Annotated in this window: 18 protein-coding genes; 11 read left to right on the forward strand and 7 right to left on the reverse strand. The window is 71.8% G+C overall.

Annotated features, from left to right (window positions below):
* Positions 1-147: 147 nt before the first annotated feature.
* Positions 148-411 carry a GlsB/YeaQ/YmgE family stress response membrane protein gene (locus tag ACIQVL_RS36485; protein WP_403437496.1) on the reverse strand — a complete coding sequence of 88 codons (264 nt, stop codon included), beginning with the start codon at positions 409-411 and terminating at the stop codon, positions 148-150.
* Positions 412-628: 217 nt separating this feature from the next.
* Between ACIQVL_RS36485 and ACIQVL_RS36490 the strand changes: the two genes are divergently transcribed.
* Positions 629-2,062: a hydrolase gene (locus ACIQVL_RS36490; RefSeq protein ID WP_403437497.1), complete on the forward strand. Its 1,434-nt coding sequence runs from the start codon at positions 629-631 to the stop codon at positions 2,060-2,062.
* On the opposite strand, the gene ACIQVL_RS36495 is transcribed toward ACIQVL_RS36490, so the two are convergent.
* Positions 2,049-4,796 (reverse strand): glycosyl hydrolase 2 galactose-binding domain-containing protein, encoded by a 2,748-nt coding sequence (locus tag ACIQVL_RS36495; RefSeq protein ID WP_403477476.1) that lies wholly within the window; start codon positions 4,794-4,796, stop codon positions 2,049-2,051. The genes ACIQVL_RS36490 and ACIQVL_RS36495 overlap by 14 nt on opposite strands.
* 112 nt (positions 4,797-4,908) lie before the next feature.
* The gene (locus ACIQVL_RS36500) at positions 4,909-6,096 is read right to left on the reverse strand and encodes an ROK family protein (RefSeq protein WP_403477477.1); all 1,188 of its coding nucleotides are present in this window, start codon (positions 6,094-6,096) and stop codon (positions 4,909-4,911) included.
* A gap of 139 nt (positions 6,097-6,235) precedes the next feature.
* Between ACIQVL_RS36500 and ACIQVL_RS36505 the strand changes: the two genes are divergently transcribed.
* The 3 genes from ACIQVL_RS36505 to ACIQVL_RS36515 all read left to right on the forward strand — a co-directional run bounded on the left by ACIQVL_RS36505 (position 6,236) and on the right by ACIQVL_RS36515 (position 9,130).
* Positions 6,236-7,705, forward strand: a complete 1,470-nt coding sequence (locus ACIQVL_RS36505) for an APC family permease (protein WP_403437501.1) — start codon at positions 6,236-6,238, stop codon at positions 7,703-7,705.
* Positions 7,706-7,765: 60 nt separating this feature from the next.
* On the forward strand, positions 7,766-8,278 hold the full coding sequence (locus tag ACIQVL_RS36510) for a GNAT family N-acetyltransferase (protein WP_403477478.1): 513 nt from the start codon (positions 7,766-7,768) through the stop codon (positions 8,276-8,278).
* A gap of 84 nt (positions 8,279-8,362) precedes the next feature.
* On the forward strand, positions 8,363-9,130 hold the full coding sequence (locus ACIQVL_RS36515; RefSeq protein ID WP_403437643.1) for an ArsR/SmtB family transcription factor: 768 nt from the start codon (positions 8,363-8,365) through the stop codon (positions 9,128-9,130).
* Positions 9,131-9,206: 76 nt separating this feature from the next.
* Here ACIQVL_RS36515 and ACIQVL_RS36520 read toward each other — a convergent pair whose 3' ends face one another.
* A complete protein-coding gene (locus ACIQVL_RS36520) occupies positions 9,207-9,647 on the reverse strand; it encodes an SPW repeat protein (RefSeq protein WP_403437503.1) in 441 nt (146 codons plus the stop codon).
* Positions 9,648-9,735: 88 nt separating this feature from the next.
* Positions 9,736-11,127, reverse strand: a complete 1,392-nt coding sequence (locus ACIQVL_RS36525; protein ID WP_403437504.1) for a cryptochrome/photolyase family protein — start codon at positions 11,125-11,127, stop codon at positions 9,736-9,738.
* Between the two features lie 171 nt (positions 11,128-11,298).
* Between ACIQVL_RS36525 and ACIQVL_RS36530 the strand changes: the two genes are divergently transcribed.
* Complete coding sequence (locus ACIQVL_RS36530) at positions 11,299-11,502, forward strand: hypothetical protein (RefSeq protein WP_403437505.1); 204 nt, start codon at positions 11,299-11,301, stop codon at positions 11,500-11,502.
* Here ACIQVL_RS36530 and ACIQVL_RS36535 read toward each other — a convergent pair.
* The gene (locus ACIQVL_RS36535; protein ID WP_403477479.1) at positions 11,488-13,929 is read right to left on the reverse strand and encodes a SpoIIE family protein phosphatase; all 2,442 of its coding nucleotides are present in this window, start codon (positions 13,927-13,929) and stop codon (positions 11,488-11,490) included. The genes ACIQVL_RS36530 and ACIQVL_RS36535 overlap by 15 nt on opposite strands.
* Positions 13,930-14,173: 244 nt before the next feature.
* On the opposite strand from ACIQVL_RS36535, the gene ACIQVL_RS36540 reads away from it, so the two are divergent.
* From ACIQVL_RS36540 to ACIQVL_RS36555, 4 genes are all read left to right on the forward strand, one after another.
* Complete coding sequence (locus tag ACIQVL_RS36540) at positions 14,174-15,262, forward strand: S-(hydroxymethyl)mycothiol dehydrogenase (RefSeq protein WP_403437508.1); 1,089 nt, start codon at positions 14,174-14,176, stop codon at positions 15,260-15,262.
* Positions 15,263-15,522: 260 nt separating this feature from the next.
* Positions 15,523-15,885 carry a bifunctional 3-phenylpropionate/cinnamic acid dioxygenase ferredoxin subunit gene (locus ACIQVL_RS36545; protein ID WP_403437509.1) on the forward strand — a complete coding sequence of 121 codons (363 nt, stop codon included), beginning with the start codon at positions 15,523-15,525 and terminating at the stop codon, positions 15,883-15,885.
* Complete coding sequence (locus ACIQVL_RS36550) at positions 15,882-17,045, forward strand: NAD(P)/FAD-dependent oxidoreductase (RefSeq protein WP_403477480.1); 1,164 nt, start codon at positions 15,882-15,884, stop codon at positions 17,043-17,045. The genes ACIQVL_RS36545 and ACIQVL_RS36550 overlap by 4 nt, the downstream gene beginning before the upstream one ends.
* A 52-nt stretch (positions 17,046-17,097) precedes the next feature.
* Positions 17,098-18,231 (forward strand): aromatic ring-hydroxylating dioxygenase subunit alpha, encoded by a 1,134-nt coding sequence (locus tag ACIQVL_RS36555; RefSeq protein WP_403477481.1) that lies wholly within the window; start codon positions 17,098-17,100, stop codon positions 18,229-18,231.
* 59 nt (positions 18,232-18,290) lie between these two features.
* On the opposite strand, the gene ACIQVL_RS36560 is transcribed toward ACIQVL_RS36555, so the two are convergent.
* Positions 18,291-19,088 (reverse strand): IclR family transcriptional regulator, encoded by a 798-nt coding sequence (locus tag ACIQVL_RS36560; protein WP_403437513.1) that lies wholly within the window; start codon positions 19,086-19,088, stop codon positions 18,291-18,293.
* Between the two features lie 149 nt (positions 19,089-19,237).
* Between ACIQVL_RS36560 and betA the strand changes: the two genes are divergently transcribed.
* Both betA and ACIQVL_RS36570 read left to right on the forward strand, forming a co-directional pair.
* Positions 19,238-20,908 carry a choline dehydrogenase gene (betA, locus tag ACIQVL_RS36565; protein WP_403477482.1) on the forward strand — a complete coding sequence of 557 codons (1,671 nt, stop codon included), beginning with the start codon at positions 19,238-19,240 and terminating at the stop codon, positions 20,906-20,908.
* Between the two features lie 6 nt (positions 20,909-20,914).
* Positions 20,915-21,751, forward strand: coding sequence for a 5,10-methylenetetrahydrofolate reductase (locus ACIQVL_RS36570; RefSeq protein ID WP_403477483.1), 837 nt, complete (start codon positions 20,915-20,917; stop codon positions 21,749-21,751).
* Positions 21,752-21,817: the final 66 nt, after the last annotated feature.

Genomic DNA, 21,817 nt, shown 5'->3' on the forward strand with positions numbered 1-21,817 from the left:
GGCGGGGTGCCCCGGCGGTGCGACCCCCCCCCGGTCACCCGGCCGCCTTGTGGGCCGCCGGGGGGGGGCCCCCCCGCGGGGGGCCCCCCGGGGGGGGGCCCCCCCCCCCGGGGGGGGGGGCCCCGCCGCGCCCGACGCGCGCTCAGGTCACCGGCGTGCCCTGCTGCGGTCCAGTGCCGCGATCCCCAGCGCCGCCAGGGCGATCTGGATGAACCACTCGATCCAGTCCGGACCCTTGGTGTCGGCCACGCCGAAGCCCGCCGCGAGCGCGGAACCCAGCAGCGCCGCCACGATGCCGACGACGATGGTCCACAGAACGCCGACGTGCTGGCGGCCGGGGACGACCAGGCGCCCCAGCACACCGATGATGAGTCCGATGACGATGGCGCTGATGATGCCCGAGATCTCCATGTCCGCCCCTCTTCGTCTGTACTCCGCTGCTGTCCAATCTGCCCGCTGAATCCGGCGGCAGTCCCGTCCGGTTGTTACAGCGGTTTTCTGTTCACCGACCAGACATGCCATGTACCTTTCAATGAGTTGACGCGTGTAGAAATCTCAAGCACGTTCTACGCGCGCAGAGTTGGCGCCCGCACCGCCTCTACCCCACCCCCTCACGGAGGTTCGCCGGATGCTTGGATCCAGCAGATCCCGCCACAGACTCACCACCGCCCTCGCCGGGTTCGGGCTGCTCGTCACGGGAGCCGCCCTCCAGGTGGGCACCGCGGCCGCCCCCGCCCACGCGGCCACCACCTACCGCGTCCTGTTCGACGACGGCCACGCCGAGGAGGCCGGCAACGCGGACTGGATCATCTCCACCAGCAAGCCCGACCCGCTCGCCCAGGACTCCTCCCCGTCCTCGGAGACCGACTGGACCGGCGCGCTCTCCTCGTGGGGCGTGGCCCTCCAGAAGACCGGCAGCTACAGCATGAAGACGGCGACCAGCGCGCTCACCTACGGCGGTTCGTCGACGACCGACCTGTCGAACTTCGACGCGCTGGTGCTGCCCGAGCCGAACACGCTGTTCACGACCGCCGAGAAGACGGCGATCATGAACTTCGTGAAGAACGGCGGCGGTCTCTTCATGGTCTCGGACCACACCGGGGCCGACCGCAACAGCGACGGTGAGGACGCCGTCGAGATCCTCAACGACCTGATGACGAACAACAGCGTGGACTCGACCGACCCGTTCGGGTTCTCGATCGACTCGCTCGACATCAGCTCCGGCTACCCGGCCGCGATCAGCGACAGCAGCGACCCCGTGCTGAACGGCTCCTTCGGCACCGTCACCAAGAGCCTGATCGCCGACGGCACCACCGCGACGCTCAAGCCCTCGGACAACTCGGCCGTCAAGGGCCTGGTCTACCGCAGCGGCTACTCCGGGAACACCGGCGCCTTCTTCGCCACCAGCACCTTCGGCAGCGGCCGGGTCGCGTTCTGGGGCGACAGCTCCCCGATCGACGACGGCACCGGCCAGTCCGGCAACACGCTGTACGACGGCTGGAACGACACCGGCGCCACCAACGCCGCCCTCGCCCTCAACGCCACCGCCTGGCTCACCGGCGCCAGCAGCGGCAGCAGTGGTGGCGGAGGAGGGGGCGGCGGTGGCACCTGCACCTCCGCCCAGCTCCTCGGCAACCCCGGCTTCGAGTCCGGCAACACCACCTGGACCGCCAGCAGCGGAGTCATCACCAACTCCAGCAGCGAGGCGGCCCGCACCGGCTCCTACAAGGCCTGGCTCGACGGCTACGGCTCCGCCCACACCGACACGCTGTCCCAGTCGGTGACCATTCCGTCCGGCTGCTCCGCGACGCTCAGCTTCTATCTGCACATCGACACCGCGGAAACCACCACCAGCACCGCCTACGACAAGCTGACGGTCACCGCCGGATCCACCACCCTGGCCACGTACTCCAACCTCAACGCGGCCTCCGGATACGTCCTCAAGAGCTTCGACGTCTCCTCCCTGGCCGGCACCACGGCCACCATCAAGTTCTCCGGTGTCGAGGGTTCGACCCTCCAGACGTCCTTCGTCGTCGACGACACCGCGCTCAACGTGAGCTGAGCGGGACGGACGGTTCCGGCAGCCCCGCCGGAACCGTCCGCTCCACCGCGTTCCAGCCGGATACCCGCACCTGGGGCGTGGAGCCGTCCAGGTCGGCGGTCCGGTAGGTGACCGTCAGGGTCGCCGACTCGCCCGGCCACAGACTGACCTCGTTGTCCGACCACCGCACCGGCAGCACGGGCCTGCCGTTCGCGTCGACCAGATGGACGTCCGTCAGCAGGGACGGGGTCTTCCCGGTGCCCGTGTTGCGGACGGTGACCGTGGTGGTCGACGTGCCGTCGGCGTCCGTCGTCGACGCCGTCGCGGTGACCGGGACCTGGGCCATGGAGGAGAGTCCGGTCAGGTCGGCGTAGCCCGTCGTCGGCGTGTGCCACCAGTCGGTCTTCGCCCAGTCGAGGGTGTCGGACCTGGCGGAGAGCCAGTAGACGTTGCGGCTCACCTCCTTGCCGTCGGCGTCGGTGAGGACCAGCCGGGCCAGGTAGGTGGACGACAGCCCGGACACCGATGACGGCAGGGTGAGCGCGGTGCTGTGTGCGCCGTCGCCCTGGACCGAGACACCGGTGACGGTCTTGTCGTACTTCTGGGTGCCGTCGGGGTTGAAGAGGGTGGCCCGTACGGTGAGTCCCGAGGCCGGCGTGTGCCGGTTGTTCAGTACGGCGACCGAGCGGTCGTCGTAGGAGTACTGGACGTGCAGCGGCTCGTTGGCCTTCTTCGCGCCGAAGTAGGCGCCGCCCTGGTCGAGGTAACGGTCCATGAGCTGCCAGTGAAGGGACGTCCAGCCGCTGTTGAACATCCAGTACACGACCCCGGTGGACGGCTTCGAGGCGTCGGTCTGGTTGCGTTCGTACGCCTCGTACTGGGCGCGGACGTTCTCGTACTGGGCGAGCTGGGCCTTCCTGACGTAGTCGGTGAGGCTCTTCGGGGCGCCGTAGCGGCCGGTGAGGGCGGCGTCGTAGACCTTCAGGGTGCCGAAGGTGGCGGACGGTGAGCGGTGGTACTGCTTGGCGTCCGGGTCCTTCCAGAGGGTGTCGAGTTCGGCCGGGGGCATCATCCGGCGCAGGGTGTCGAGGGTGGGGATGTCCGGGCCGGCGCTGGTCTCCGAGTTGAAGCCGGTGGCACCGCCCTCGCGCTTGGCGTACCAGTAGCCCGGCGGGACCCAGTCGTAGGGGCCGGTCATCTTCATGCCCGAACTGCCCAGCTGGGGAGCCGACTTGTCCGAGGCGGCGGGCACCACCGGGACCGCCCAGTCGGCGGCGTCCAGGGCGTCCAGATAGTTCTTCTCGATCGTCGCGTCGGGCGCGGCGTCGCTGCCGATCAGGAAGGAGACCACGCTCGGGTGGTCCCGCAGCCGGGCGGCCTCGGCGGCCATCGAGGCCTGGGCGACCTGGTAGTCGGCAGCGGTCCACTTCTCACCGCTCTCGCCGGGGTTGGTCTGCCCCTCCCACTTGTCGCAGCACTCCCAGCCGGGCAGCGTGAGGACGCCGAGGCGGTCGGCGAGGCCGAAGAACTCGTCGGGCTCGATGTGGCCTTCCAGCCGGATCGCGTTGAGGCCCAGGTCGAGGGCGTACTTCAGGCGGTCCTCGGCATAGGTGCGGTCCCAGCGCAGGAACTCGTCCGGTGACCAGCCGCCGCCCTTGATCAGCAGCCGGCGGCCGTTGACCGAGTACTGGCGGGCGCCGTCGGAGTTCAGCGGAGCCTTGACGTCCCGGATGCCGAAGGTCTCGTGCGCGGTGTCCGAGGCCGTGCCGCCGACGGCGGCGGTGAGGTCGAGGTCGTAGAGCGGCTGGCCGCCCATGCCCGCGGGCCACCACACCTCGGGGGAGGTGAGGTGCAGACCGGGGGTGTCGGCGGGGGAGAAGGTCACGGTCCTGGTCTGGTGGGCCGCCAGCTCGACCGACCTGGTGAGGGTCACCCCGGCGACGGTGCCGGAGACCTCGGCGGTGACCGGAGCGTCCGAGTCGTTGCGGGCCTGTGCCTTCACCGTCAGGTCGGCCGTCGCGAGCGACGGCACCGCGAGCTTCGTGACCACGTGTGCGTCGCGCAGCGCGACCGGGCCGCCGCGCCGGACCAGGACGTCACGGACGATGCCCATGTTCTGGTCGGGTGGCGGCTGGAGCCAGTCGAGCCAGCCCATGGTGAGGTTCTTGTTCGGGTTGTTGGGCTGGATGCGGAAGGCGACCGTGTTCGTGCCGGCCGTCACGAGCGAGGTGACGTCCAGTTCGTGCCGGGTGTAGGCGCCGGTGACGTCGGCGGCGGTCGCGACCTGACGCCCGTTCACGTACACGTCGGCCGCCGAGATCACCCCGCTGAAGTCCAGGTAGGTGCGGTGCGAGGGGTCGGCCACCGTGAAGTCGCTGCGGTACCACCAGGGCACCTGGAAGGGCGACTTGGGGATCTTCTGGAGGTTGGTGGAGACGAACGGGTCGTCGTGGACACCGTCGGCGAGGAGTGCGGCCAGGACCGTGGAGCGGGGCCCCGCCGGATACCAGCCCTGCGTCGGGTAGCCGGGGGAGGAGACCGCCGCCGCGGAGTCGGCCACGTCCGCCGTCGACCGGATCGCGTAGCCCGACAGCGGGGTCTCGGACCCGGCGGCGGACGGCACACGGGTGATCCGGCCGGGCCCGTGGGCCGGGTCGCGGGCCCCGGCCCAGGCGCTGGTGTTGAGTGAGCAGAGCAGTCCCAGGGCCACGGCGGCCGTGGCGAGGCGGTGTCCGGGGGCGCGGCGAGGGAACACGATGGTCTCCAGGCTCGTAAAGTTAGGAAACTTTACTAACCCGGCTCAAGCTAGGGTGCCACGGAGGCGGTGTCAATCACCGTGGGGCCCGCGCGAGTTGGCGCCGCCGCGGTCAGGAAGCGCCCGACCGGCGCTCGAACACCAGGTCACGGGCGGTGCCCAGGGCGGTCGCCACCGCGCCGAGCAGCACCGCGTCCTCGCCGAGCCCGCTGGGTGCCAGCTTCGGGCGCAGCGGGGTGAGTGTGCGCAGGTGGTCCCGTACGGGGCGCAGCAGGAGGTCGACGCTGTGGCCGACGCCGCCGCCGAGCACCACCAGGTCGGGGTCGAGGACGGCCGCGGCCGCCGCCACCGTGTGCGCGATCCGCTCGCCCTCCAGGCGTACGGCCTCCACCGCGGCCGGATCGCCCTGGCGGGCCGCGTCGAACACGGACTTCGCGGTGAGCTGCCCGGTCATCCCCAGCCGTCGCGCCGTCTCCACCACGGCCACCCCCGACACCGCGTCCTCCAGCCGCTCCGGCCCCCGCTGCTGCCCCGGCCAGGGCAGGAACCCTATCTCCCCGGCCAGCCCGTGCGCCCCGGTGAACAGCCGCCCCTCGCTGACCACGCCCATCCCGAGGCCGGTGCCGATCATGATGTACGCGAACAGCCGGCTGCCCGCCCCGACGCCGTACGTGTACTCGCCGAGGGCCGCCAGGTTGGCGTCGTTGTGCACCTCCAGCGGGACGCCCAGCTCCTCGCGCATCCGGTCGAACAGGCCCGCGCGCCCCCATCCGGGCAGATGCATCGCGTACCGCACCCGGCGCTGCCGCTCGTCGTAGACGCCGGGCGTGCCCACCACCCCGTGCACCACCTCGGCCGGATCCACCCCGGAGTTGGCGACCACCTGCCGGGCGGTGGCGACCAGCAGGTCGGCCATCGCGCCCGAACCCCGGGCCCGGTTGCGCACGTCGGAGCGGGCGACCAGGGTGCCGTCGAGATCGGCGACCGCCACCCGCAGCCAGCTCCGGCCCACGTCGATGCCGAGCGCGAACCCGGCCGCCGGGTCCGGTGCGTACAGGACGGCCGTGCGGCCGCGCTCCGGCACGTGGGTGCCGACCTCGTGGACCAGGCCCGCCGACTCCAGCGCGGCCAGCGCGCTGGACACCGTCGGCTTGGACAGGCCGGTCTCGCGGGCCAGTTGGGCGCGCGAGGCGGAACCGAGCAGGCGCAGCCGGTCCAGCAGCAGCCGCTCGTTGGCGCTGCGCAGGCGCCGCCGGCTCCAGGGCTGCTCCTGCTCCTCTACGACGTCGCTGGCGGCCATCGCACCATTCTCACCGATTCCCGACGCATACTTGACGCATCTAGTAAGGCTCCTTAACTTTATCGGCCATCCGCCGAGTCGGCACCCGCCCGTCGTACGCGCCCCCGCCCGCCTCCCCGTGTCTCGCTCAGGAGCCCTCATGTCTGCAGGTCCCGGTAGTCCCCCCGTCTCGGGCAGTGCGCCGCCGGACGGCGGTTTCGTCCGCCGCGTCGGCCTGTTCCAGGCCACCGCCATCAACATGAGCCAGATGTGCGGCATCGGTCCGTTCGTGACCATCCCGCTCATGGTCGCCGCGTTCGGCGGCCCGCAGGCCGTCATCGGCTTCGTCGCGGGCGCGGTGCTCGCGCTCTGCGACGGCCTCGTCTGGGCCGAACTCGGCGCCGCGATGCCCGGCTCCGGCGGCAGTTACGTCTATCTGCGCCAGGCCTTCCAGTACCGCACCGGACGCCTGATGCCGTTCCTGTTCGTGTGGACGGCGATGCTCTTCATCCCGCTGATCATGTCCACCGGCGTGGTCGGCTTCGTCCAGTACCTGGGCTACCTCGCCCCCGGCCTCGGCCAGACCTCCGGCGACCTGATCGGGCTCGGCGTCATCGCCCTGGTGGTGCTGCTGCTCTGGCGGGGCATCGAGCACATCGCCCGGATCACCGCCGTCATGTGGACGGTGATGATCGCCTCGGTGCTGCTGGTGATCGTCGCCGCGGCGACCGACTTCAGCCCGCACCTGGCCTTCACCTACCCGGCGCACGCCTTCGACCTGACCAGCGACCACTTCTGGCTCGGCTTCGCCGCGGGCCTGACCATCGGCATCTACGACTACCTCGGCTACAACACGACCGCGTACATGGGCGCCGAGATCAAGGAACCGGGCCGCGTCCTGCCGCGCTCCATCCTCTTCTCGATCCTCGGCATCATGGCGATCTACCTGCTGCTCCAGATCGGCACGCTCGGCGTCGTCGACTGGCACCGCATGACGAACCCGGACGACATCGCCTCGACCTCCGTGGCCTCGGCGGTTCTCGAGAAGACCTGGGGCAAGGGGGCCGCCGACACGGTGACCGTGCTGATCCTCATCACGGCCTTCGCCTCGGTCTTCACCGGCCTGCTCGGCGGCTCCCGGGTGCCCTACGACGCGGCCCGCGACCGCGTCTTCTTCCGCCCCTACGGGAAGCTGCACCCCAAGCACCGCTTCCCGATGCTGGGGCTCGCCACCATGGGCGTGATCACCGCCATCGGCTTCCTGATCGGCCGGCACACCGACCTGGCGACCCTGATCCAGCTGCTCACCACCGTGATGGTGATCGTCCAGGCGCTGGCCCAGATCGTGGCGCTCACCGTGCTGCGCCGCCGCCAGCCGGCCCTGAAACGGCCGTACCGCATGTGGCTCTACCCGCTGCCGAGCATCGTCGCCTTCGCCGGCTGGTGCGTGATCTACGGCTACGCCGACCGGAACTCCCCGGGCCGCCACCCCATCGAGTGGTCCCTGGCCTGGCTGGCCCTCGGCTGTGTGGCGTTCGTGGTCTGGGCCCGGCTGGAGAAGGTGTGGCCGTTCGGCGCGAAGGAGGTCAGCGAGGAGTACCTGACGCCGGAGGAGCCGGCCGTGGTGTAGTGTGCCGATCACACGTCAGCCTCACCCGGCGGTCAACAGCCGCCGGATGAGGCTTTTTTCATGACCGAACCCACTGCTGCGGACGTCGTCGTCCGTCCCGCCGTTCCCGAGGACCGGCCCGTCGTCGACCGTCTGTGGCTGATGTTCCGCCACGACCTGTCCGAGTTCCGTGGACTCCTGCCGAGGCCCGACGGCTCGTTCCGCGACGAGCGCGTCGCGGACGCGTTCTCCGCCCCCGGCTGGGCGCCCTACCTCTTCGTCCGGGGCGGGCACCCGGTCGGCTTCGCCTTCGTCCGCGCGCTGGATACGCCCGTGCGGGTGCTCAACAGCTTCTTCGTGGTGCGCGGCGCGCGGCGGACCGGCATCGGGCGGGCCGCCGTCCGCGAGGTCCTCGCCCGTCATCCGGGCCGCTGGGAGATCGCCTTCCAGTACGAGAACCCGGGTGCCGTCGCCTTCTGGCGGCGGGTCGCGGCCGGTGCCGCCGGCGACGCCTGGACGGAGGAGTCCCGGCCGGTGCCGGGCATGCCGGACCTGTCGCCGGACGTGTGGATCTCGTTCGGCACGACTCCCTGAACCGCACCGCACCGGCGGCCCGCGTTGACATGCAGGCAATCGACTGCATAACTTTGGGTAGTGCGATCAGAGGACGACACCGGGATGGACCAGGTCTTCAAGGCGCTGGCCGACGACACCCGCAGACGGCTGCTGGACCGGCTGCACGAGCAGAACGGCCAGACCCTGGGCGAGCTGTGCGAGCGCATCGCGATGACCCGGCAGTCGGTGACCCAGCACCTGGCCGTCCTGGAGGCGGCCAATCTGATCAGCACCGTGCGCAGGGGGCGGGAGAAGCTGCACTACCTCAACCCGGTGCCGCTCCACGAGATCCAGGAGCGGTGGATCGACAAGTTCGAGCGCCCGCGCCTGCGCGCGCTCGGCGACCTGAAGCGAAGAGCCGAGGAAGCCATGAGCGACCAGCCCAGCTATGTCTACGTCACCTACATCGCCAGCACCCCCGAGAAGGTCTGGGACGCCCTCACGGACGCCGACCTGACAGCCGTCTACTGGGGACACTCCAACGTCTCCGACTGGCGCCCGGGATCCCGCTGGGAGCACGTCCGCACCGACGGCTCCGGCGTCGCCGACGTGGTCGGCACCGTCGTCGAGAGCGACCGCCCGACCCGGCTGGTCACCACCTGGGCAGCGCCCGCGGACGAGGGCGACCGGGGCCGGCACTCCCGGGTCACCTTCGACATCCACCCGCACGCCGACATCGTCAAGCTCACCGTCACCCACGAGGACCTCAACGACGAGGGCGAACTCCGGGGCATCTCGGCCGGCTGGCCGGCCGTGCTCTCGAACCTGAAGTCCCTCATCGAGACCGGCAGCCCGCTCCCGCAGCAGCCCTGGCTGGTCCCCGGGCACTGAGCGGGCGCGCGGCGGGGCCGGTCCGCCGTCATCGGACCGGCCCCGCGTCCTCCCTTCCAGGGGATGTCCGGTGTGCCTAGGTCACAGGCGTCCGCTTGGCCGCCGAAGCGGCGCACACCAGCCCGAGGCAGAGGGCCAGTGCGCCGATGATGACGTTGTTGATGATGACGCCCTTGTCCGGGCTGCTGCCGACCACCCAGGGGGCGATGATCATCCAGATGCCCAGCGCGCACATGGCCCAGCTGAGGCCGTACATGCGCTCCGGCGCCCTGGTGAAGCCCAGTGCCAGCAGACCTATCGCTATGCCCATGATCAGGTTGTGGGTCACGAGCGCGGGCTGGCTGGCCGTGTAGTGGAGGATCCACGGCGACGCCGCGCAGTACAGACCGAGCAGGAACACCGGTCCGTCCACGAGCGCCACATCACGGCCGCCGAGCATGCGGGCGTAGCGCTCCCGCATCTCGGAGACATCGGGGTGGCTGGATATGTCACTTCTGCCGTGCGAGACGTTGGCCATGACTCGTCTCCTTCTCGACTAACAGGCCTGACCGCGTCTGGTGCGTGCGGTATACGCCGCTAGATAGCATTCTGCTCTTATTTCTTCTTTATGTGTAGTTATGGGCTCCGTCGCGCTCCCGCGCCTGCCGGAACCGGGCGAGACCGTCCGCCAGATCGACGATCGGCTCCGGGTAGCCGAGCGCCGCCCGGTCGGGGCCGCCCCGCTTCCCCGGCTCGTGCACCTTCGCCCCCGGCAGCCCCGCCAACTCCGGCACCCAGCGCCGTACGTACGCGCCGTCGGGGTCGTAACGCTTCGCCTGGGTCACCGGGTTGAGGACCCGGTTGGGGCGGGTGTCGGTGCCGGTGCCCGCCACCCACTGCCAGTTGAGCTGGTTGTTCGCCACGTCCCCGTCGACCAGCAGCTCCAGGAAGTGCCGGGCGCCCACCCGCCAGTCGACGTACAGCGTCTTGGCCAGGAAACTCGCCGCCAGCAGCCGTCCCCGGTTGTGCATCCAGCCCTCGTGGCGCAGCTGGCGCATCGCCGCGTCGACGACCGGGTAGCCGGTGCGGCCCGCCCGCCACGCCTCGGCGTCCTCGTCCGCGGCGCGCCCGGTGCGCCAACGGTCGTGTCTCGTGCGGTAGTCGGCCGTGGCCGCGGCGGGCCGCGCGGCCAGCACCTGCCGGTGGAAGTCCCGCCAGGCGAGCTGCCGTACGAATGCCTCGGCGCCCGGCCCGCCCGCCTTCCGGGCCCGGTGGACCAGCTCGACGGGGGAGAGCGTCCCGAAGTGGAGATGCGGCGACAGCCGGGAGGTCGCGTCGCCCGCCAGGTCGTCGTGCCGGTCCTCGTACGACCCGATGCCCGTACGCAGCCAGGCCGCCAGCCGTCTGCGGGCCGCCGCCTCGCCACCGGCGGCCAGGCCCTCCGACACGCCGGACAGCCGGTCGCGGCGCGGCAGCGGCTCCGATCCGAGCCCGTCCGGGACCCGCAGCAGGCGTGGCGCGGCCACGGCCGTCCGCAGCGGCTGCCGCGACCACTGCCGGAAGTACGGCGTGAACACCGCGTAGTGCGCCGAACCGGCCGGGGTCACCGCACCGGCCGGGACCGCCGAGGCCACCGCGTCGTGGACGTGCAGCCGCCGGCCGTCCGCCGCCAGGGCGCGGCGCAGCCGCTCCTCCCGGCGCTGCGCATACCCGCTGACGTCGGCCGCGAGGTGCACCGTGGCGGCGTCCGCCTCGGCCGCCGCCTTGCACACCTCCTCGACGAGGTCACCCGAACGCACCACCAGTCGGCCGCCGCGCTCACGCAGCCCCGCGTCCAGATCGCCGAGGCAGTCGGCGAGGAACGCCAGCCGGTTGGGCACCGCGAACCCGGCCCTGTCCACCGCGCGGTCCCGCACGAACAGCGGCACGACCTCGTCCGAGCCGTCCAGGGCGGCCCGCAGCGGCGGATGGTCGTGCAGGCGCAGGTCGGCGGTGAACAGGACGACCGAGACGGTCACGGGGCGGCTCCGGGGCGGTGCGGCGGCAGGCTGCGACGGCCCCACGCTCCCACCTCCCCGGGCTCGCGCGACGGACCGGCGGCCGCCCTTCCGGCGTTTCCGGCATGTCCGCGTCGATCGGGGGCAGCCGCAGGGAAAGGCGAAGACCGACTCGGGAGGTGCAGGACCACTATGAGCGCGAGGGTGCTGGAGCGATTTCCCGCCGGGGCTCCCCGGGGTTCGTGGCCGGCCGAGGAGTACGCGGCACGGTGCCGGGCCGAGGGCGGGCGGGCGACCGTGGTGATGGACCTCGGCTCGGACGCCTTCCTGGTCGTCGTGCCCGGCCCGGACGACGACCGGCCACCGTCCGCGGCGCGCGCGTCAGCCGGGAAGTGACTGCTCGGCCCAGATGGTCTTGCCGCGCGGGTTGTACCGCGTCCCCCAGTTCTGGGCGAGCTGGGTGATGAGGTAGAGGCCGCGGCCGCCCTCGTCGGTGTCCCGGGCATGCCGCACATGGGGCGTGGTGCTGCTGCCGTCCGAGACCTCGCAGATCAGGCTCCGGTCCCGGATCAGGCGCAGCGCGATCGGCGCACCGCCGTACCGCAGCGCGTTCGTCACCAGCTCGCTCACGATGAGCTCGGTGGTGAACGACTCCTCCGCCAGCCCCCACCGCGCCAGCTGACGTGCGGTCAGCTCCCGTGCCCGGCCGACCATCTGCTCCTGTGCCTCGATCGCCCAGGTGACATGGGCGTCCGGGGCCAGACCGCTCATCCGGGCCACCAGTACCGCCACGTCGTCCTGGTGGCCCGGCGGCAGCAGCTCACCGACCAGCGTGTCGCACACGTCCTGCGGAGCGGCCGACGCGGGGGTGCGGGAGAGTGCGGCGCGCAACCGGCGCAGCCCGGTGTCGAGGTCCTGCGCACGCGACTCCAGCAGCCCGTCCGTGTAGAGGACCAGGAGGTCCCCGTCGGTGAGGGCGATCTCGCGCTCCTCGAACACCACGCCGCCGAGCCCGAGGGGCGGCCCGCCGGGCAGGTCCACCAGGTCGACGGCGCCGTCCGCCGAGACGACCGCCGGGGGCGGATGACCGGCGCGCGCCAGCTGGCACAGCCGTGTCACCGGGTCGTACACCGCGTACAGGCAGGTAGCCCCGGTCACCAGGGAGGCCTCGTCGCCGCGCTCGTCGAGGAACCGGTTCATCTGGTCGTCCAGGTGGGCGAGGAGCTCCGCGGGGGACAGGTCGAGATCCGCCAGGGTGCGGACGGCACCGCGCAGCCGGCCCATGGTCACCGCCGACTGCAGACCGTGCCCGACCACGTCGCCCACCACGAGCGCCACCCGGGCCCCGGACAGCGGGATCACGTCGAACCAGTCCCCGCCCAGCCCGGTGTGCTCGCTGGCCGGCAGGTAGCGGGAGGCCGTCCGCACCGCCGACGGCGACGGCAGCCGCTGGGGGAGCAGACTGCGCCGCAGGGTCCTGGCCGTCGTCCGCTCCCGGTGGTAGCGGCTGGCGTTGTCGACGCACACCGCGGTGCGGGTCACGATCTGCTCGGCGAGCAGCACGTCCTCGGGCTCGAACCGGCGGTGGCTGCGCGAGCGCATGAAGAGGGCGGTGCCGAGTGCGACACCCCGCGCGAGCATGGGCACGAGCAGCCAGGAGTGCACGTCCGGTCCGGCGCCCGGTGCCCGCAGGGGGTCCGCGGCGGCGGGGCGCAGCTGCTCGTCCGCGAGAAGCACGGACTCGCCCTTCGCCAGGGCGTCGAGGAACGGCGAGCCGGGTGCCGTCGCCACCGTGTCGAGGTCGCCCACCCGCACCGCCCGGACCCCGTCGGTGCCCGGGTCCGCGGTGGTCACTCCGTCGGACGCGGCCCGGCGAAGCAACGGGTGGCGGGGCCGCGCGTCGTCGGCAGGCTCCCGGCCGTCCGCGTCGAGGCTGTCGGAGAAGACGGAGTCCAGCAGGTCGACGTGGCAGGCGTCGGCGAACCGCGGCACCGCGACCTCGGCCAGCTCCCGGGCCGTCTGCCACAGGTCCAGGGAGGTGCCGATCCGGGTGCCCGCATCGTTGGCCAGGACCAGCCGCTCGCGCGAGCGGACCCGGTGGGTCACGTCGGAGATCACATGGGCCAGCGCGATCACCGTCCCGGACGGGTCCCTGAGCGGCAGGATCGACTCCGACCAGACGTAGTCGTCGGGCGAACCTGGCACGGGGTGACCGACGACCTCGGTGTCGAGCAGCGCCTCGCCGGTCTCCAGCACCCGCCGCTGCCGCTCCTCCAGCGCGTCGATGTCCAGCAGGCCCGGCGGGGCCATCTCGCGCATCGTGTGCCCGGAGTACTCGGCGTCCCGGAACACCCCGGCGCGCCGCTGCGCGAGGTTCTGGGCGATGAACCGCTGCCGTGTGTCGAAGAGGTCGATGTGGAAGGGGATGTCGGTGAACAGTCCCTGCAACAGGGCCCGGCCGAACTCGAACGTGCGGTACGACTGCGCGCCGGCCGCCTGGACGAGCCACCGCTGCGCGCCGTCCGCGGCGGTGAGGGAACGCACCCAGACCTGGACCTCGACCGGTTCCCCGCCGCGCCGCCGCAGCACCAGCGGCCCCTCGCGGACCCCCTCCGCCCAGCGCCGGACCAGGTGCGCGGCCTCGGCGGGGTCGTGCAGCAGGCCGTCCGCGCGCCGCCCGAGCACCTCCCGCGCCGGGTGACCGAGCAGTTTCTCGGCGCCCGCGCCCCAGGCCGCCACCCGGCCCCGTGCGTCCAGCAGCGCCTCCGCCTCGCCCCCGGGCTCCGGGAGCTCGTCGCGGTCGTCGAAGGTGATGTCGCGCATCCTCACCTCGGGCACATCCGTGCCGGACTCGGGATGTGGGGGTTTGTGGTGTTTGCGGAATAAATGATACCTGCGGGTGCGCTGCCGGCCCCCGGGCGCGCGGAGGAGGCCTGTGCGGGCCAGGCGCGGAGCCGCCGACGGATTCTTGACCCGCGGTTCGGCCTCCGCGATGCTGTGTTGCGAAACATGAGATGTGTGCCGTATTGAGCAACATCTCGCCACCTCTTTCAGTCGAGGAGCGGCCATGTCCCAGCAGGTCCGTGCCGTCGTCGCGCGGAGCAAGGGCGCCCCCGTCAGCCTGGAGACCATCGTCGTGCCCGACCCCGGTCCGGGGGAGGCGCTGGTCGGGATCGAGGCCTGCGGGGTCTGCCATACCGATCTGCACTACCGCGAGGGCGGCATCAGCGACGACTTCCCCTTCCTGCTCGGCCACGAGGCGGCGGGGGTCGTCGAGGCGGTCGGCGACGACGTCACCGACGTGGCACCCGGTGACTTCGTGATCCTCAACTGGCGTGCCGTGTGCGGCCAGTGCCGGGCCTGTCTGCGCGGGCGGCCCTGGTACTGCTTCAACACCCACAACGCGAAGCAGAAGATGACCCTCGCCTCGACCGGCCAGGAGCTCTCCCCGGCCCTCGGCATCGGCGCCTTCGCCGAGAAGACGCTGGTGGCGGCGGGGCAGTGCACCAAGGTCGACCGGCGCGCGTCGGCGGCGGCCGCCGGGCTGCTGGGCTGCGGCGTGATGGCGGGCCTCGGTGCCGCACTCAACACGGGCTGCGTCGGCCGCGGCGACAGTGTCGCCGTGATCGGCTGCGGAGGTGTCGGGGCGGCAGCCGTCCTCGGCGCGGACCTGGCCGGCGCGGCACGCGTCATCGCCGTGGACGTCGACGACCGCAAGCTGGACACCGCGCGCGGGCTGGGTGCCACCCACACGGTCAACTCCAAGGAGACCGACGCCGTCGCGGCGGTGCGCGAGCTGACCGGCGGCTTCGGTGCCGACGTCGTCATCGAGGCGGTCGGGCGCCCGGAGACGTACCGGCAGGCCTTCTATGCCCGCGACCTCGCCGGCACCGTCGTCCTGGTCGGCGTGCCCACCCCCGAGATGAAGCTGGAACTGCCGCTCCTGGACGTCTTCGGCCGCGGCGGCGCGCTCAAGTCGTCCTGGTACGGGGACTGTCTGCCCTCCCGCGACTTCCCGATGCTCATCGACCTCTACCTGCAGGGCCGCCTCGACCTGGACGCCTTCGTCACCGGGACCGTCCGGCTCGACGAGATCGAGAAGGCCTTCGAGCGCATGCACCACGGCGACGTGCTGCGCTCGGTGGTGCTCCTGTGACGCGCGACCGCGGTCTCTGACCGGCCGCCGGCGAAGCGGCCCTGCCCCGGTGACGGCACCGGGGCAGGGCCGTACCCGCACCTCGTGCAGGGCCCGTTCACCCTGCTCACGCCTGCTTTGGAGGGCGCTGTGGCGGGTGCGGGGGCCACTGCCGAGACCGGTGCGAACCGGCGCGTGAACTCCTTGACAACGCTTCGCGGCGGCCCCCAGACTGACGTTGCGCTAACCGCAATCCGTTTCGCTATACGCACCGAGGTGTCATGATGATTCCCGCGTGCCGTCTCGCGGATCTGCCGCGAGGCGAGGCCCACCGGCTCGACATCGACCCGCCCGTCTCGGTGTTCCACACCGATGACGGCGAGCTCTTCGCCATCGACGACACCTGCACCCACCAGGACGCCTCGCTCGCCGACGGCTGGCTGGAGGGCTGCGAGGTCGAATGCCCCCTGCACGCCTCCAAGTTCGACCTGCGCACGGGCGCCGTGGACGCACCCCCGGCCAAGCGCCCGGTCCGCACCCACGAGGTCGTCGTGGAGGACGGAACGGTCTACGTCCGGCTCTCCGCCGACGCGCCCAACCTGCCGCCGTGCGTCACCGCCCGCCTGGCCGGGGACGCGGCGTGAGGACCGTCGCCGTGGTGGGCGCCTCGCTGGCCGGACTGTCGGCCGCGCGCTCGCTGCGGCAGCGGGGGTACGACGGCCGGCTGGTCGTCGTCGGCGACGAGCCCCACCGCCCGTACGACAGGCCGCCGTTGTCCAAGGAGTTCCTGGCCGGCGCCCTCGGCGAGGCGGACCTGGCACTGGAGCGCGCCGACGAGGACCTCGGGGCGCAGTGGCTGCTCGGCTCCCGGGCCGTCGGTCTCGACCGCACCCGGCGGGCGGTCCGTCTCGCCGACGGCCGGGAGGTCCGGGCCGACGGCCTGGTCCTCGCCACCGGCGCCGCCGCCCGTACCCTGCCCGGCACCGCGGGCCTCGCCGGTGTCCACACGCTGCGCACCCTCGACGACGCCCGCGCGCTGCGGGCGGACCTCGCCCGGGGCGGCCGTCTGGTGGTGATCGGCGGCGGGTTCGTCGGCGCCGAGGTCGCCTCCACCGCGTACGCCCTCGGCCTCGACGTCACCGTGATCGAGGCGGCCCCGACCCCGCTGGCCGCACCGCTCGGCGCGGCCATGGGCGCCGTCGTCTCCGCGCTCCACGCCGACCACGGGGTACGGCTGCTGTGCGGGGTGGGGGTCAAGGGGCTGAGCGGCGAGCGACAGGTCGAGGGCGTGCTCCTGGCGGACGGGCGCAGCGTGCCCGCCGACACCGTCGTCGTCGGCGTCGGGGCCCGTCCCTGCGTCGAGTGGCTGCAGGACTCCGGCGTCGTCCTCGACGACGGCGTCAAGTGCGGCGCCGACGGCCGCACCAGCGTGGCCGGAGTGGTCGCCGTCGGCGACTGCGCCAACTGGTACGACCCGCACACCGGCACCCACCGCAGGATCGAGCACTGGACCGGCGCGCTGGAACGGCCGGACACCGCCGTCGCCACGCTGCTCGCGCACGGTGCACGGGAACCGGGCACACCCCGGCCGCCGTACTTCTGGTCCGACCAGTACGGCGTGAAGATCCAGTTCGTCGGCCACGCCGCCGGGGCCGACAGCGTCACGGTCGAGGAGGGCTCGACCGACGACCGCAGCTTCCTCGCCGTGTACCGGCGCGCGGGCCGGCCGGTCGCCGTGCTCGGGATGAACCAGCCGCGGCTGTTCACCCGGGCCCGCAAGCAGTTCGGCACCGCCGCGTCCTGACCCGGCGCCCGCGCCATCCCCCCGATCCACGACGTCCTCCGAGGAGTGCACCGTGACCTCGACCAGCCTGCCGGACAGCCTGATCGCCACCCTCCCCGGCGCCGCCTACACCGACCCCGGGATCTTCGCCCAGGAACAGGAGCGCATCTTCGAGACGATGTGGTTCTGCGTGGCCCGCGCGGCCGACCTGCCGAAGCCCGGCGCGTTCCGTACCGTCGAGGTGGGCCGCGAGTCCATCCTCGTCACCCGGGCCCGGGACCGGTCGATCCGCGCCTACTTCAACGTCTGCCGGCACCGGGGCGCCAAGCTCTGCACCGAGGAGGCCGGCGAGGTCGCGCGGGCCTTCCAGTGCCCGTACCACGCCTGGACCTACGGCCTCGACGGCAAGCTGGTCGCCGCGCCCAACCTCACCAAGATGCCCGACGTCGGCCGTACCGAGTTCGGCCTGGTGAACGTGGCCGTCCGGGAGTGGCTCGGCTATGTGTGGGTGTGCCTCGCGGAGCACCCGCCGTCCTTCGAGGAGGACGTGATCGGGGCGGCGGTCGAGCGGCTGGGCGACGTCGAGTCGATCGAGCGCTACGGCGTCGAGGAGCTCGCCGTCGGACGGCGGATCGTCTACGACGTGAAGGCCAACTGGAAGCTCATCATCGAGAACTTCATGGAGTGCTACCACTGCGCCACCATCCACCCCGAACTCACCGAGGTGCTGCCCGAGTTCGCCGACGGCTACGCGGCCCAGTACTACGTCGGGCACGGCGCCGAGTTCGGCGCGGACGTCCAGGGCTTCACCGTCGACGGCTCCGAGGGACTCGACCGCATTCCGGGGGTCTCGTCAGACCAGGACCGGCGGTACTACGCGATCACCGTCAAGCCGCAGGTGTTCATCAACCTGGTCCCGGACCATGTGATATTCCACCGGATGTACCCGGTGGCCGTGGACCGCACGATCGTCGAGTGCGACTGGCTCTACCTCCCGCACGTCGTCGAGACCGGCAAGGACGTCAGCCGGTCCGTGGAGCTCTTCGACCGGGTCAACCGCCAGGACTTCGAGGCCTGCGAGCGCACGCAGCCCGGCATGAGCTCACGGCTCTACGCCAAGGGCGGGGTGCTGGTGCCCAGCGAGCACCACATCGGCGCCTTCCACGACTGGGTCCAGGGGCGGCTCGGCGCGCGGCAGCCGGGGTGACGCCGTGGCCCGCGCGCGAGGGGCGGACGCGGGCCCCACGACGGTCGGCCGGCGGGTGTTCAGCCCAGGAAGCCCATGCGGTGGCTGATCTCCTCCGCGCCCTTCACCAGCACCGGAGCCAGCTCGTGCATGCGTTCCTCGGTGAACCGGTAGGACGGCCCGGAGGCGCTGATCGAGGCGATGACCACCCCGTCCCGGTCCCGGATCGGCGCGGCCATCGCGTGCAGCCCGATCTCCAGCTCCTCCAGCGTCCAGGCGTAACCGCGCTCCCGGGCCTCGGCGAGGTTCTTCTCCAGCTTCGCCTTCGAGGAGATGGTGTGCGGGGTCAGCTTCTTCAGGCCCCCGTCCGAGATCAGTGCGGCGCGCTCCGCGGCGGGGCGATGGGCGAGCATGACCTTGCCGCTGGAGGTGGCGTGCAACGGGGTCAGCTGGCCGACCCAGTTGTGCGCGCTGACGGCGGCTGCGCCGCGCACCTGGTAGAGGTTGATCGCGTAGTGCTCCTGCATCACCGCGATGTTGACCGTCTCGCCGATCTCCTCGGCCAGCCGCTCGCACACCGCCCGGCCCTGCTGGGTGACGTCGATGCGTCCCGTCACGGCACCGGCCAGGCGTACGATGCCGAAGCCGAGCGAGTACTTGCCCCGCTCGCCCGACTGCTCCACGAGACCGCGCGCCTCCAGGGCGCCGAGCAGCCGGAACGCGGTCGACTTGTGAACATCGATCTCGGCGGCCACCTCGCTCACCCCCGCCTCGCCGCGCTGGGCCAGGATCTCCAGGACGCTGATGGCGCGGTCGACGGACTGCACGCCCCCGGACGATGAGCCGTTCGTTTCGGTATCCGGACTGAAGTTGCTCATAGCGAAACTATACGCGCAGTAAACAACGCACTCCAAGTAACGCGATGTGAACAAAGATCTTACAAGTTGCGTTGTTCGCAACCTGGTGCGTATAGCGATACCCGTACTAGCATGCCGCGCAATCGACGGCGCGAGCGAGACGAGGCACCATGGCTCCCTTGCAGTACGACTTCGTCATCGTCGGCGGCGGCTCGGCCGGCAGCGCGCTGGCGAACCGGCTCTCGGCCGACCCCGGCAACCGGGTGCTCGTCCTGGAGGCGGGCCGCCCCGACTACCCGTGGGACGTGTTCATCCACATGCCCGCGGCGCTGACCTACCCCATCGGCAGCCGCTTCTACGACTGGAAGTACGAGTCCGAGCCGGAGCCGAACATGGGCGGCCGCCGGATCTACCACGCCCGCGGCAAGGTGCTCGGCGGCTCCAGCAGCATCAACGGGATGATCTTCCAGCGCGGCAACCCCATGGACTACGAGCGCTGGGCCGCCGACCCCGGCATGGAGAACTGGGACTACGCGCACTGCCTGCCGTACTTCCGCCGGATGGAGAACTGCCTCGCCGCCGACCCGGACGACGAGTTCCGCGGCCACGACGGCCCGCTGGTCCTGGAGCGCGGCCCGGCCACCAACCCGCTCTTCTCCGCCTTCCTCGAGGCCACCGAGGAGGCGGGTCACGCGCCCACCGACGACGTCAACGGCTACCGGCAGGAGGGCTTCGCCAAGTTCGACCGCAACGTGCACCGCGGCCGGCGGCTGTCCGCGTCGAAGGCGTACCTCAAGCCCGCCAGGAAGCGCCCCAACCTCACCGTGCAGACCCGCGCCCTGGTCACCCGCGTCCTCTTCGAGGGCAGGAAGGCCGTCGGCGTCGAGTACCGGCGCGGCAAGGGCGCCCTCCAGCAGGTCCGCGCCAAGGAGGTCGTCCTCTGCGGCGGCGCGATCAACTCCCCGCAGCTGCTCCAGCTCTCCGGCATCGGCAACGCGAAGGAACTCACCGCCCTCGGCATCGACGTCGTCCACGACCTGCCCGGCGTCGGCGAGAACCTCCAGGACCACCTGGAGGTGTACATCCAGTACGCCTGCAAGCAGCCCGTCTCCATGCAGCCTTACCTCGCGAAGTGGCGGGCCCCCCTCATCGGCCTGCAGTGGCTCTTCCGCAAGGGCCCGGCCGCCACCAACCACTTCGAGGCCGGCGGCTTCTGCCGCAGCAACGACGACGTGGACTACCCCAACCTGATGTTCCACTTCCTGCCCGTCGCGGTCCGCTACGACGGCTCGGTGCCGGCCGGCGGCCACGGCTACCAGGTCCACGTCGGCCCCATGTACTCCGACGCCCTCGGCTCGGTGAAGATCAGGAGCAAGGACCCCGGCGAACACCCGGCCCTGCGCTTCAACTACCTCTCCACCGAACAGGACCGGCGCGAGTGGGTCGAGGCGGTGAGGGTCGCCCGCAACCTCCTCAACCAGCCCGCCCTCGCCCCCTACAACGACGGGGAGATCTCACCCGGCCCGTCCGTGGCGACCGACGAGGAGATCCTCGACTGGGTCGCCAAGGACGGCGAGACCGCCCTGCACCCGTCCTGCACCTGCAAGATGGGCACCGACGAGATGTCCGTCGTCGACCCGAACAGCCTGCGGGTGCACGGCGTGGACGGGCTGCGCGTGGTGGACGCCTCGGTGATGCCGTACGTCACCAACGGCAACATCTACGCCCCGGTGATGATGATCGCCGAGAAGGCGGCCGACCTCATCCTCGGCAAGGAGCCCCTGCCGCCCTCCGAGGCCGTGTACTACCGGCTCCGCGACGCCCAGAAGCAGGCCGGGTAGACCGCCGTGGGCGCCGAGGCGCTGCGGGCGCTGCTCGCCCGTGTCCGCTACGAGGTGCTGCCGGCGCGGGCGACCGAGGAGAAGGTCCTCGCCCACGTACCCCGGGACGTTGTGGTCACGGTCACGGCGTCGCCGGTCAAGGGCCTGGAACCGACCCTCGGCCTCACCGAGCGGCTCGCGGCGCACGGCTACCGGGTCGTCCCGCACGTCCCGGGGCGCCTGCTCCGCGACGACACGCATCTCAAGGACGTCACCGAGCGGCTGCGCGCGGCCGGCGTCGACGACCTCTTCGTCCCGGCGGGCGACGCCGATCCGCCCGCCGGGACGTACGAGGGAGCCCTGCCGGTGCTGCGCCGGCTCACCGAGACGGGCAGACCCTTCGCGGAGACGGGGATCACCGGCTACCCGGAGAGCCATCCCCTCATCCACGACGACCTCACCATCCAGGCGATGTGGGACAAGCGGGCGCACGCCACCTACATCGTCAGCAACCTCTGCTTCGACCCGCGCGTGCTCGGCGACTGGCTCACCCGCATCCGGCGCCGTGACGTCACCCTGCCCGTGTACCTCGGGGTGGCCGGACCGGTCCAGCGGGCTGGACTGCTGACGATGGCCACGAAGATCGGGGTGGGGGAGTCGACCCGCTTCCTCACCCGGCACGCCTCCTGGTTCCTGCGCCTCGCCGCACCCGGCGGATACGACCCGGAGCGGCTGCTCGCCCGCGGTGCGGAGGCGTTCACCGCGCCGTCGGCGGGCGTGGCGGGCCTCCACCTGTTCACCTTCAACCAGGTTGCCGAGACCGAGCGGTGGCGCCGTGCGCTGCTGGACCGGCTGGGCGGCTGACCCGCCCCCGAGGACGCCGTTTTCGCGGCCGAATCGGGATACGCGGAGACCTTGACGGGTGTCGGC

This window comes from Streptomyces sp. NPDC090499 (genome assembly GCF_044769305.1).
GTDB lineage: Bacteria > Actinomycetota > Actinomycetes > Streptomycetales > Streptomycetaceae > Streptomyces.